This window comes from Neobacillus cucumis, assembly GCF_023715505.1.
Genome location: NZ_JAMBOH010000002.1, coordinates 60,906 through 73,621, shown reverse-complemented (window position 1 = coordinate 73,621; position 12,716 = coordinate 60,906). Strand labels below are relative to the sequence as shown.

9 protein-coding genes are annotated in these 12,716 nt (G+C 37.2%); 1 reads left to right on the top strand and 8 read right to left on the bottom strand.

Going from position 1 to position 12,716, the window contains the following annotated elements:
* Position 1 precedes the first annotated feature (1 nt).
* The 4 genes from M3226_RS03090 to M3226_RS03075 all read right to left on the bottom strand — a co-directional run bounded on the left by M3226_RS03090 (position 2) and on the right by M3226_RS03075 (position 3,944).
* Positions 2–775 carry an ABC transporter permease gene (locus M3226_RS03090; protein ID WP_251562493.1) on the bottom strand — a complete coding sequence of 258 codons (774 nt, stop codon included), beginning with the start codon at positions 773–775 and terminating at the stop codon, positions 2–4.
* Entirely contained in the window at positions 765–1,745 is a 981-nt protein-coding gene (locus M3226_RS03085) for an ABC transporter ATP-binding protein (RefSeq protein WP_251562492.1), read from the bottom strand. Before M3226_RS03085 ends, M3226_RS03090 begins: the two co-directional genes overlap by 11 nt.
* A 358-nt stretch (positions 1,746–2,103) precedes the next feature.
* Entirely contained in the window at positions 2,104–2,883 is a 780-nt protein-coding gene (locus tag M3226_RS03080) for a Cof-type HAD-IIB family hydrolase (protein ID WP_251562490.1), read from the bottom strand.
* Positions 2,884–3,209: 326 nt separating this feature from the next.
* Positions 3,210–3,944 carry an AEC family transporter gene (locus M3226_RS03075; protein WP_251562488.1) on the bottom strand — a complete coding sequence of 245 codons (735 nt, stop codon included), beginning with the start codon at positions 3,942–3,944 and terminating at the stop codon, positions 3,210–3,212.
* 309 nt (positions 3,945–4,253) lie between these two features.
* Between M3226_RS03075 and M3226_RS03070 the strand changes: the two genes are divergently transcribed.
* Positions 4,254–4,592, top strand: a complete 339-nt coding sequence (locus M3226_RS03070; protein ID WP_251562486.1) for a replicative helicase loader/inhibitor — start codon at positions 4,254–4,256, stop codon at positions 4,590–4,592.
* Positions 4,593–4,727: 135 nt separating this feature from the next.
* Here the strand turns inward: M3226_RS03070 and M3226_RS03065 are convergent, their stop codons facing one another.
* Genes M3226_RS03065 through M3226_RS32475 form a run of 4 tightly spaced genes read right to left on the bottom strand, consistent with a single transcriptional unit; the run spans position 4,728 to position 12,496 of the window.
* Positions 4,728–9,197, bottom strand: coding sequence for a hypothetical protein (locus M3226_RS03065; RefSeq protein ID WP_251562485.1), 4,470 nt, complete (start codon positions 9,195–9,197; stop codon positions 4,728–4,730).
* A complete protein-coding gene (locus M3226_RS03060; RefSeq protein ID WP_251562483.1) occupies positions 9,175–9,921 on the bottom strand; it encodes a DUF6063 family protein in 747 nt (248 codons plus the stop codon). Before M3226_RS03060 ends, M3226_RS03065 begins: the two co-directional genes overlap by 23 nt.
* On the bottom strand, positions 9,921–11,432 hold the full coding sequence (locus M3226_RS03055; protein ID WP_251562481.1) for a hypothetical protein: 1,512 nt from the start codon (positions 11,430–11,432) through the stop codon (positions 9,921–9,923). Before M3226_RS03055 ends, M3226_RS03060 begins: the two co-directional genes overlap by 1 nt.
* Entirely contained in the window at positions 11,423–12,496 is a 1,074-nt protein-coding gene (locus M3226_RS32475; RefSeq protein ID WP_251562478.1) for a Wadjet anti-phage system protein JetD domain-containing protein, read from the bottom strand. The genes M3226_RS03055 and M3226_RS32475 overlap by 10 nt, the downstream gene beginning before the upstream one ends.
* Positions 12,497–12,716 lie beyond the last annotated feature (220 nt).

Here is a 12,716-nt window from a genome sequence, read left to right as displayed (position 1 = left end):
GTTATCCTCCCACCGCCTGATTTTTCTTTAATCCAGCCTTCCATAACCAACCTATTGCCACAATCAGAAGAACAGTCCAAATGGAGGAACCTATAAATCCTACCAACATGGTTTTCCGATCAGCTGTTTCTGTTAGAATTTCTAAAGGAAATCCAATCATATATCGATAGGGTAAGAAGGTACTGATTTGTTTCACTACAGGCGGTAACAGAGAAAACGGTGCAATCCGGCCTGAAATAAATAACGAGACGGTTTCGAACGTGGCATAGACAGCTGTCACTTTGGTCATCCAAAAACCCAATATGCCAAACATAAAACTAAAAGCAAATCGAATAATTGCTCCTAATAACAGCGCAGCTAAAAATAGTCCCCACTGGCTGAATGATAGATGTAACTGGAGAGAAGGAATAAAGATGGAAAGAATAATCCAACAAGGCACAAGAATGACTAAAAACAAACCTTTATATACAATATTTTCTGCGATTGCCCAATGAATTGGATGAAAAGGCCGAACAATTTGATAGGAAAACGTCCCTTCCCTTATTTGCCGATCCATTTCCCAAACGTCCCAAGCACTTGTCAAGCGCTCTACTATTATCAAAGAAATAAAATATAAAATAAAAGAATCTCCCTGGTCTGGATAAATATTCATCCACACCATCATGGTAATCAAAGGTTGGATCATCGTACCAAACATCCAGACCATTGTCGATAGCTGATAAGAAAACATCTCGACATATTTCATCCGTAAAATGGCTCGATATTTAGTATTCATGTGATTCCTCCTGGAAAGCTAAGGTAATCACTTCTTCCATCGGTGGATCTTGTATATTTAGATCGTTGATTTCGAAATTAGCCAGTAGTTCAGATGAAATAGTCGGTACACGATCCCGTGCGATTCGAAGTGTCAATTTCCCATCTTCAAAGGAAACCACATCACCGAATGACTCCCATCGACCATGTGAGCCTGAAGGAAGTCGAACCTCTAACAATTTATATGGAGTTAATCTTTCCGTTAAGACTTGTAACGCTCCGTCATAAAGTAGTTTCCCATGATTAATGATTAACACCCGCTCACAAAGTGCGGTGACATCGCCCATATAATGTGAAGTTAGCAGAATCGTTGTTTTGTGTTCACGATTATATTTAGCAATAAATTGGCGTACTTTTTCTTGGGTATCCACATCCAAGCCAATCGTCGGTTCATCTAAAAAAAGAATCGATGGACGATGTAATAATGACGCGGCTAATTCGCATTTCATGCGCTGACCAAGACTTAGATTTCGTACGGGTTTACCAAGTAATGGGGATAATTCTAGTAATTCAACAAGTTCATCCAAGGTTTGACGAAACACTTTTTCGTCAATTTCATAGACGCTTTTATTTACTAGAAAAGTCTCAATTGGGGGGATATCCCAAATCAATTGACTTTTCTGCCCCATGACCAAACTCATCATTTTTTTGTACTCGTTCTTCTGTTCCTGTGGTTTGAATCCATTCACTTCGATTCGGCCGGAAGTAGGATGCAGCAAACCGGCTAACATCTTAATCGTGGTCGTTTTTCCTGCTCCATTCGGCCCTAAAAATCCTACAATTTCACCCGTATTAATGTTGAAAGACACGTCCTTCACTGCTTGAACGGTTTGATATTCCCGTTTGAATAAACTGCGTAAAGCTTCTGTCCAGCCCTCCTGCCTGACATGGACTCTGAAAGACCTATTTAATTCTTGAACTTGAATAGACATGTTTCCTCCGACGATAAAATAATAATTTACTCTATAAGTATAGTTTTTAAAATTGAAGGATTACAAGCATAAAAAGTCAGGAACTTCATACTACTTATTGGAATTTTTAATAAACTGTTCAATAGTTATGCACTTCTTATTTATAATAGGATACTTTTTGTTTTAATACTTTAATCTTAATGTAAACTTTAAAATTTTTTCGTATATTAATAAAAAGGCATGAACCTGGTAAATACCTAGTGCATGCCTAACCTATAATGGAGGTGAATTTTACTTAATAATCAAAACAGGGCAATGCGATAACTGAGAAACTTTTTGACTAATATATTTTCGTTCTTTTAAGTTAATCATTAATTAATTATAAAAGACCAACCATTTGAAGACCATGGAGAATTCCATTCTCTTCAACAGATTTTGTTTCATATTTGGCCACTGACTTTACTATCTCTTCAGCATTCCCCATCGCTACACTATTTTGTATTGTTGAGAGCATTTCCATATCGTTAAGTCCATCGCCAAAGGCATATTGTCGTTCTGGGTGAATACCTAGTCTTTCAACGATCTTTTTAATCCCTTGGGCTTTTGATCCTCCCTTTGGGAGTACATCGACTGAAACTGGATGCCATCTCACAAAATCAAAATCATGAAACCTCTGTTCGTATTGTTTTAATTCCCCTTCTGGGCAAAAAAGAAGCGTTTGAAACAACTCCCGCCCTTTGTAATAATTCGGATCATGCATCGGGAAACGGTCGATTTTTAATGTAGCAATGCTCTCTGTTATATATGTATGCTCTGGCACATTCGCTCTCATATCCTCATGGTCCATAAAGACGACAGGATGATTGTTATGAAGAGCTGCTTCTGTTAGCTTTTCAAGGGATGAAATGTTTAATGGATTTCGATATAATTCTTCCCCTTTTAAGACAACGTATTGTCCGTTATAACTAACATATGTATTAATATCTAATTCTTTTCGCAAATCCTCGAACATAAATGGGGCTCGTCCAGTTGCAATAGCTACTTCATGTCCAAGTTCTTTTAATTTAAAAATCGATTCTTTCGTTGAGAGAGGCAATTTTTTATCATGGTTAAGCAAAGTTCCATCAATATCAAAAAAAATAATACTGCGATTCATCATTTTAGTTACCAACTTTCAATGTATAATCTAGTTTACTTATTTAATTCAATGTCATTAAAATCCCTTTGACGTGCTCAGATTCATCTCAAATATAACTCTGACCATTAAACCGTTCTTCATTCAACTAGTTTAACCTGAACTTAGAGATTCATCAAATAAAGTTTGCAAAAATATACAAGATAACGATACTAATTAAAATAGTAATGTTGGAAATAGTTGCTATTAAACGTGTGCTTTCCATACTATATTTAAATTCAACGCTATAAGTGATGGATGATGCCGCAAGTGGCAGTACGAGTCCGATCAATATCGTATAACGAAACATATCATCGTTTGGAAGAAGAAAAAATAAAGTAAAACCAACAAGCAAATCCCAGACCATATCGAAAAGTTAAAAATTTCAACATCGGTTTAATAAATTTTTTCTCAAAATTAAAATTTAAATAGAGTCCCAAAAGTAATAAGGATAAGGGCATATTGGCTGCCGATATGGTACTCGCCACATTAATAATCATGTCAGGTAATTTTAAATGACTGAAATTTAAAATACTCGCGATTACGTAAGTCATTAAAGGAATTGATTTACTAAGTTTCTTTACAATTTCAACAGGTCTGAGGCGTAACCCTTCTTCTGAAAAATAACTTCCTAATATATAGGCAATTCCAAAGACAAGGAATGATGTTCCTACATCAAACATACTAAAATAGGTTAATCCACTCATCCCCCAAATCGAATAGACAAGAGGAAATGCAAAGAGGCCGACATTATATCCTGAAGACATGATCATAAAAGAACCTTTAAGTTCCCTTTCCTCATTTTTAAATACCCATAAGCCAAGACATGTGGTGACTAAACCATATATGAGGACAATAATAGGAATTAAAATTAGAGAAATTTCTATTTTTACAGAATCGAAGGTAACAATGACTAATGCAGGAAGAGTTATTTTAAATATAATTTTTGAAATAACTTGTCCATCTTTTTCTTGTAAAATATTGAAACGTTTTAATAGATACCCCAGGGCAATGATGATGATAATATAAAGAAATTTCTGGTTCATTTGTAAAGTATGCTCCTCTTATGATTTTTGACACGTAACTACCTTTTTAATTTTAACATCGATGTAAGCAATTGGTGTTCTAGGAAATCTGGAAATAGTGAATATTACCGAATGATAAAAATTTTTTTGACTCTGTCCTTTTTAGAGATAGAAATAAATGGAAATATTATAGAGAAATGGATTGTGAAAAGGCCATAAGGATATTGCTAAAGAAGGTAAACACCCCAAAAGCAAAACAAAGAATCGATATCTGAACGAGTTGAGCGTCAATTTTTAGGAAGGTAAAATTGGGGCACAGGAGGAATGGCGATGACCAAAAAAGAGGCAGTGAAACTATTAACACTAATTGAATCGGTTTATTCCCACTTCTTGGTGAAGGACGAGACCGTTCTGCTATGGTTCCAATTTTGTTCTGAAATGGACTATGAACAGGTGATGGCAAAGCTAATAAAACACATTAGAAAAAGTCCCTTTCCTCCTGCGTTTACCGACATTGCCGTATTCCCTTGCGAAGAAACTCATTTTCCAGCAACCCTACAAGAATGGATGAAGAAAAGACGTGATAGAATTGAACGCGAAGGTAACCAGCCAAAACAAATTCCAATACCTGAGTGGCATGTCGAATATTCAACAAGAAAATCTATCTGAAGCAAAAGGCATCCTTTTAGGCGCGTTCTTTCTGATGGTGCTTTTTAAAATAGAGTAATTTCCTGTTACAAGTAAAAATCCCACCTCCCATATGAAAGTGAGATTTTTACTTTAATCCTAGATTGTATCATTGTGTTACTTTACCTGAGAGACTTCCTCTCCCTGGTAAATTCGAAAAGCTGGAACGATCGTATCCGAAACAATTTCTTTTCCTTTTTCACGAATGAAGTCCAATTTATAATAGGCGTCAAATCTTTGGCTGATTTCCGTTTTCACCAGTTCTGGTGGAGTGACGACGATGAATTGGAACTTCAGTTTCTCGGCAACTGCGAATATCGGGTCAAGGACATGTGCCGATGCAGCTTGTCCGAATGGATTATCACAGACTAACGGAACCCAGCTTTGGTCTGTTTCGCTTTTAACTGATAATAACATCATCATCATCACCATTCGAGCCGATAACTTTTGCCCTCCACTGCCATCGGATTTTGTCTTAGAGCCTTGATTAATAGTCTGCCATGTTGAATAATGCTCTCTTTGCGGTTTTCCGTACATAAAGGCATTATCCGTCCGCATATTATAGACAAGCAGCTCAGGATATCGATTTCTTAGTGATACAAATAAAATTTGCTCATCACTAATGAGTTGTTTTATTTCTTGGTCTAAGGATTGATTCACATCATCAATCACATCGAACTGTTGGGTTATCTTTTTAATAGCAGCAACAAAATGCTGCTTCAAAAGTGGTTCGATATCTTCTGCCTTTTTAGGTAAGATGTCTTCCTTGAGCTGAACAAGCGGAAAGGACCCTCGTTCATTTTTCAGCTTCATTTTCGCAATCATGGAACGAATAGCCTCTGAAATACTCATTACTTTCATGCTGGCACGGCTAGCCCAGAAGTTTTGAGCGTTTTCTGCCCTTTCTTTATCTCGCTCTAATTGCTCCAATCCACTTTGTGAAAAACGCTTCATATTTTTGATTATACTTTGGATATGCGCATAATGCCTTGTATCCAGATGATCCAGTGTGGTTAGGACTTCATTTTTAAAGCGAATCTCCCAATCCTTTCCTTCAATCGTGTTCTTTACATTACGCAATGATTGTTCGATTTTCGCGTGCTTCTCTTGGCCTTCTTCCTGAATCGCTTGATGTTCTTCACACCAGGATAGGATACCTGCTTTTCCTTGACTCTTAATTCTTTCTAAATCATTGTCCGTAAATGCCGCCGCTTCTTCCTTTAGGATAACGGATATGGTTAATAAATCCCCTTCAAAACCTGCAATTTTCGTTTCTGATTCTTTTTGTCGTTTCTCCGCCTTCTTTACTTCTTCTTTCGCTAGTTTCGTTTGGTCTTTAATTTCTATCTCCTTTATCTCTAAGTCAAGGTCTTCCCATGCTTCAGGCTGTTTTTCATGCTTTTCGACTTTCTTACCTGACTTGTCGCGCTGTTCGGTCGCAAGCTTTAAGGAGGTTTCTGCTACGGTTACAGCCGTTCCTTGTTCCCGTTCTTCTTTTTCCGCTGCCTTCGCTTCCTTTTGTGCGGTTTGGAGCATATTTTCTAATATACTAATAGGTTCATCCGGTTCTGGAACTTGGTTCCACTCCTTCTTTTGCGAATCGAGTTTTTTCTCTAATTTTTTTTGCTGCTTTTGTTCGGTTTCTTTTCTTGCTTGAATCACGAGCAATTCTTTAGCCTGTTCTTCTTTTGACTTTTGGAGCTGTTTTAACTCATCGATACTTCCATTTATCTCTTTTAATAAATGTTGGGATAGGCGTGGGACCTCTTCACTTTGGTCTGCTTTTTCATCAGCAGGAAAAGCTGCCCCCTCTATAAAGAAGGAAATTTCCTTGATATTTTGTTCGGTTGTAAGTTTCCATTCTAGATACGTTTGATTCCACTTGTTTTGCAGGTCAACGATGTCTTGGTGCTCTTTTCCTATTTCTTGCTGTAGAGAACCGAGGGCGTCCTTTTGTTTCTCTTTCTCCAGTCTCACCCGTTTATTCTCTTGATATAGGGTCTTTTCTTGGGCAAACACCTCTAATGTATCAACATCTTTTGACAGCTTTCCTATTTTTCGCTTCGTAGTTTCTATCTGATCTTTGAGCAGAAGCAGTAATTCGTTTTCTTTATCTTCCTGTGTGGTGATTTCCTGTAATTTCGATTTCTTTGAAAGAAGAGCGTTCTGTTCTTGATGGAGTGCTCTTTCTATATCACTAGATAGAACGCCTAATAAGAAACGATCGATTTCTTTTAAAATACGACGTAAGGAAGTTTCTGTTTTTTCCATTTCAACGAGAGTATCTTTCTTCTCTTCTATTTGTTTAGCAATCTTAATTTTCCAGTTAGTAAATAGATTTTTATCGGTTAATAGCTCTCTCTCGGTTCCGTTGATAATCACAAAGGATGGTTGGTGATTTTCGCGGTTCATTTCCTCACGCAAGAAAATGGGAACAGGACTTTTGAACATTCTTCCTGAAAGAATCTGCTGATTAATTTTTTGCCATTGATGTTGACTGACAACTAAACCATATGGAAGAAGCGGATACATCAAGAGATAGTTTGTCATTTCATCTGAACTTAAAGATTGAAGAAAATGGGTTCCATAAAACACATCAATACCAGTCTTCTCATCGATCCATTCCTTTAATTCTTTCACATCTTTATTAGGAATCCAGAAATGCTCATCATTTAAAGAATGATCAAGTTGTGTTTCCCAAAGATCTTTTTTAATTTGTTCCCCCTGTTCTCGGTTATGGACCAGCATTTCTTCTATCTGTGTGGCATACTTCGATAAGAGAGAGTGGGTAAACGGCCCTGTGACACCATCTAATAAACCATGAAGCTTATCTAGCAGTTTTGTTTCTTTTTGCTTTTGCTGTTCATTCGTAACTTTTAATTCTTCACATTTTTCTTGTGAGAACTGAATGGATTGGACGAGAGTTCCATGTGAAGTAGCAAGTTGATTTTTCCTTTCGCTAGATTCCTTCTCTTTTGCTTGCAGCCCTTCTAACTTAGCCTTTTTGTCTTCTATTTGTTTGTATAGGTTTTCGATTAGTCCCTTTAAGTCATAGGTTAAGCGGTCGCCAAATTCTTGAACGAGTGCCACTTCCTTGGATTCAAAGTTATGTATATCCGTATATAGAAAACCAATTTCCGTACTAAGCTGCGCCATGTCTTTTGTCTTTTGTTTATCTTGCCGCGACAGCTCGGTTCCTTTTTTATTAAGAAACTTTTGAAACCCTACATACTGCTTAACCGCTTCTTGAATGGAAAGATAGGAATGTTCCCATTGCGAGAATGCTTCTTTTTTGATTTCATCCATTCTTTGATTCACTTGCTCTAAACCACTATTTTGTTCCAATTTATCAATTTGCTGTGAAAGAGAGCGTATACTCTGTTCGTTTTCATACCACTCTTTCAATAAAAGTTGAAACGTCAATTGTTCTTTTCGTACCTGCTTTTCTTTCACAATCTCTAGTAAAGAAGTATGCTTGGTCCGTTCTTCCACTAATTTTTTTTCCCAATCCATCACCTCTCTGTGAGCTTTTGCGTACTCTAAATTGTCTTTTTGATAACGTAAATCTGCTTGCCTTAATATTAATTTCTCAATATTTTTTTCTAAGGTAAGCAGTGCTTCCTCTTCCGTTTGTTTCAAATGCTCTAAAGCCCCAAGCAGTTGCCTTCCTACCTTCATGCTTTCTAGAACAATTTCTTTATGTTCTACTCCTTTAGCTAGATGCTCTTCAAATGGAACAATGTCTTCTAAAAACTCCTTATGGGCTTGCTCTCTTTTTAATAGAACAGGCAGGTCCTTCGCGATACTGGCCTGGCTCTTGAATATCTCAACAAGATCATTCTTTTGATGTTCGGTTCGATGTAAGACTTGACCAACTGTCGGAATAATTCTTTTTTGGAACAGGGAATAATCATCCTCTGCTCCCTCAAAGTATTTCCCAACGCCCCCCTCATCCTTGTTTATGTCCTTCATAATATCCCAATCTTTACGGTTAATTCCGTATGTATCAAGGATGCGATAGTGCTTCTTCGTATCTCGGTAAACGTCATATCCATTCCATTTTAAATAATCCTTCAAGCTTTCGGAATCAGCAACCTCATCATTCTCATAAAGTGGAATATGCTCAAGCGCTGCCTCTTCTTTCCGTTCAAATTCTCTTGTATAAAATGTAATATTAGGAAGGATCTTTGCTTCCTGCTCCAATGTTTTACTTTCACTTCCACTTTCTTCACTCATCGAAATCCGCTGTTCAGCTGAGAACATTCCTCCCGTCACCAGATGCCTGTGGTCAGCACCGTCCAATTCCCATTGGATAAGAACATGAAAGGTATAGGGAATAAATTGTTCTTTATTATTAAAGAAGAACTGCTGATAATAACGGTTATTTTGTTTTCCCCACGAAGTTCCAGGTTTCAATATTTGGAAAATAGTTTGCAGGAACACACCTTTCCCGCCCCCATTCATCATGGCAATGAGACCATTTGTGGATGTCTCGTCATTATGGAAATTAAAAGTAGTATCTTTGTATTGCTTTTGCATGCCATCATATTTGAGGCCAACAATTCTAATTCGATGGATTTTCGGCATGCTCATCCTCCTCTGAAGTCATTAATTTTTTAAATAATTCATAACGATCATAATCGTGATACAAATATTCAATTCGCTCAAAAAGCTCTTGTCTTGGAATCGCCTTTGGAATATCGTCCCGATCAAGGATGACGATTAGCCCTTCCGTCTCTAATAAGCGCATCGCACCGGCGATTAACCCAATTCTGGTTCGTCTATTGCTTTTTTTAACAGAATAATCATCTGTGTCAACCTCCATGTATTTCCATGTGGTCACTACTTCTTTCATATCAATTCCTTCTTCTACTCCAAAGGCAGGTTTCGCTTTAATGATATTATCCCAATTCATTATTAGGTCGTTCACTTGCCGCTCTAATGCGTAATAGCTGATTCCTTCCCGCTTTGTGCGAATTTTTGCCGCTTGATTACGATCGATTGCTGCCAAAAATGACATGATGACAACGCTCATCAGATGAAAGTGTTTTTTTGTTTCAACTTGCCGATGTTTTTCTTTCAATTGAGTAAAATTCGTAGCAAAGACAGAGCCGGTTGGCTGGACCACTAATTGGATGCGTTTTGGTGATTCAATGATATATGTACCGGACTCATCCGCTAATAAAAGAACGGTCTGCCTCACTTCCGGATTAAAATAAGCCTGGAAGTGTTCACTGTTCTCGTCGATTACTTTTTCTTTTAATAGAGTAAAAAAGACTGCTGAAGCCCTTTTAATCGTTTCTGCATTCATTACTTCTCCTCCTGTACACATATTTTAAAAGGAGTTATTTTCATTCTGTACCAGGTGAAAGGCTCCGCTCGATGATCGAATGATGTAAAGATCTTCAAGCCTTCAAACACTTGAAATTGCGGATACTCCATCATTAATTTATAAAGAAGAATTTCCCTCTCATCGCTTAAGGTATCTTCTTTTCGATGCAGGACTTGAACCTTCAGCGGCTTTTTATCAAACATCATCCATAAATCAATCGTTTCAGATTCTTCAAACCATAAATCCTGCACTTCTAATGGCAACTCTACTATATTAGCTAATGAAAACTCTCCGTAGGTTTGTAAATATTGAAAAACATAACTCCATGCCTTAATAACGGAGTCCCAGTTCGTTACGCGCTGACGAGTAATGCTTTCTTCCACCTCATCCTCAATTACAACATCCGACGTTTGAGTTTCGTTAAATTCCTGCTCTCCCCAAATCCAATCGAGCGGCAAAATAAACTCATTCTTCGGTGAAAATATAGGAGAAAGCACTCGTTCTATTTCGTTAAAACCTTGAACGCCTTCCTTCATTAACCAATTTTCATAAAAATGTTCACGAAATGAAACCAAGCTGTTTTCCCAGAACAATGAGGGGTTTTCCGCTTTTAATTTCATCTCATAGGAAATATTCTGAATAACTAGCTTAGCAAAACGATCATGCAATTGCCTCGTATGGCCAATTTTTTCTTGAAGAAGAATGAGTTCCTTCTGAATCAAATCATCTTTTTCATTCCTTCGTTTTGTTTTTTCTATCATACTAGTGATTGTCCGGAAATGATTTTTTTCTTCTTCAAATTGCTTTTCAATTTCAACACGATTGTCAGCTCGTTGCCATTCTTCTTCCATCAATAAGATTTTGGGATTGTTAATCATTTCCTTTTGAAAGGTAAATTCATTTGCCATTAAGCGGTTTACTCGTGAAATGAGGTGATCGAGGTTTCGAGTAGCCTTTCGAAAATTACCGTTTTTAATCAGCTGCATACTATAGAGTTGTTCAATTGTGATGGAGAACTCCTCAGCCATTTCCCTGCTCATAAAAATCATTTCCTGAGCCACATCCGTGAGTTTATAAACGATAGACCCTCCCATCTCAAGATTCGTATATAATTCATCCATTGTGACATAGCGGAATGTTTGCGTCTCCCAAGATTGTCTTATTTCATCGTAATATAAGGCTTCAAACGGTTTACTATACTCTTCTTTTCCCTGATATAAAAGCCCACTTGTAATTCGTTCAATTTGCTTATCATCTGCTAATAGCCTCATTTGCTTAATGGAATCTTGGACTATATACTTGATATCTGCTTTGCGTCTATGATCATCATCGTTTAATTCTCGATAAAAGATGGTGAGGAGCACTTGCATGAGAATCGTTTGGATATGGGGCTTCAGCTCCCCTACTTCCATTCCCCTCCCGAGCTCAAATAGTGGATTTAACCGTTGCATACGCTGGGCAAATCCTTCCCATGATTCGTTCACTTCCATCTCCTCCATGATTCGATTGTTAAAACTTCTTGAGCGATCCGTTTATTTTCCTGCCATAATTGCCCTAATAGCGCTTGCTCCTCTTCAGTAAACCATTGAAAAAATAAATCACGGTATTGGGTGTTTTGTGTTTGACCGACTTTCTGGTCATTCTTTTGTTCTAAACAATCAAGCATTTTGCGGTAAATTTTCAAGGCCGGCTGGATACAGCTATCTCGGTATTTTTCAATCAGGCGAATAAGAATAGCATAGCCTGCGGCATCAAGATCTCCTGCGTAATAGAAAAGATAGGGTTTAGTTGGAAACATTCTAAAGAAATAGGAAAAGCTTCGCTCAATCTTAGTCCCTTCACCATAAATAATCAGTTCAGGATCATAATCCAGTTCATTCGCTTCCAATAACTTAATGGAAGTATGAAAGAAAGATAGATTTTCAACAATCAGTACGCGTTGAATATCTTTTAGTTCTTTCCCTTGTTTTATCCAAAAAACAAAAGGCTCCCCGTAGCTGACCATTTTAAGCTGTTCTTCTGATACTCCAATTCTAGTTAAAAAACCTTTTCCTTCTGGAAAACTATCTCCGTCTAATAGGAATTTTTCATGTTCAAAGAGTTCAAGGCTTCTTTCTTCGACTGACACGATTTCCCGTTCCTGACTGGACTTTAGAAAAGTATATACATTCTGGATTCGATTCCATTCCTCTTCCGTCTGCCATTCGGGATGCCGTTCATAAAAGGAAAAATCAAACAGATCGCCTAATTTCATCATCGCGAGACGATCCCATTTAGCTGCAGAAACTTTCATATTAACCCAGTAGTATAAGGCAAGTGCTGGTGTCCTTCCATTGTATTGATTATTTGTAATAGGGGTCAGTTGTCCCTCAGCCTGCAATGTTTCGATTGTACGATAAAACAACGAATAACCGTCCATTTCAAAATAATCATCCAAACGCTTACGTAACTGAATTTCTAAATCATTAATATTTATTTTCTTTTTTTGTTTAGGGTGTTGGATATCTTCAATAAAACTTCTTACCCTTGTTTCAATAATATTGATTGTAATCACCTTCTTAAATCTACTAAGCGTTGCGGAATTTGACTCTTGCTATCAAATTTGGACATCCTTATATTATAAACTAGTTACGTTTTTGTCGGTAAATGATTTTTTGATGAATGTATAGTTTTCTGCGAATAGACCAATACACTCAGGCACAAGGATGCCCTAATGTATTTCGTATCACAGAAATGTTTCCCGTTTTTGAAAATTTAATAAATTAGAAAAAAAA

Excerpts from the sequence above, each read along its gene's own strand:
- M3226_RS03080 (WP_251562490.1), bottom strand. The coding sequence starts at position 2,883 with ATGATGAATCGCAGTATTATTTTTTTTGATATTGATGGAACTTTGCTT.
- M3226_RS03060 (WP_251562483.1), bottom strand. The coding sequence starts at position 9,921 with ATGAATGCAGAAACGATTAAAAGGGCTTCAGCAGTCTTTTTTACTCTA.
- M3226_RS03090 (WP_251562493.1), bottom strand. The coding sequence starts at position 775 with ATGAATACTAAATATCGAGCCATTTTACGGATGAAATATGTCGAGATG.
- M3226_RS03055 (WP_251562481.1), bottom strand. The coding sequence starts at position 11,432 with ATGGAAGTGAACGAATCATGGGAAGGATTTGCCCAGCGTATGCAACGG.
- M3226_RS03085 (WP_251562492.1), bottom strand. The coding sequence starts at position 1,745 with ATGTCTATTCAAGTTCAAGAATTAAATAGGTCTTTCAGAGTCCATGTC.
- M3226_RS03070 (WP_251562486.1), top strand. The coding sequence starts at position 4,254 with ATGACCAAAAAAGAGGCAGTGAAACTATTAACACTAATTGAATCGGTT.
- M3226_RS03075 (WP_251562488.1), bottom strand. The coding sequence starts at position 3,944 with ATGAACCAGAAATTTCTTTATATTATCATCATCATTGCCCTGGGGTAT.
- M3226_RS03065 (WP_251562485.1), bottom strand. The coding sequence starts at position 9,197 with ATGCCGAAAATCCATCGAATTAGAATTGTTGGCCTCAAATATGATGGC.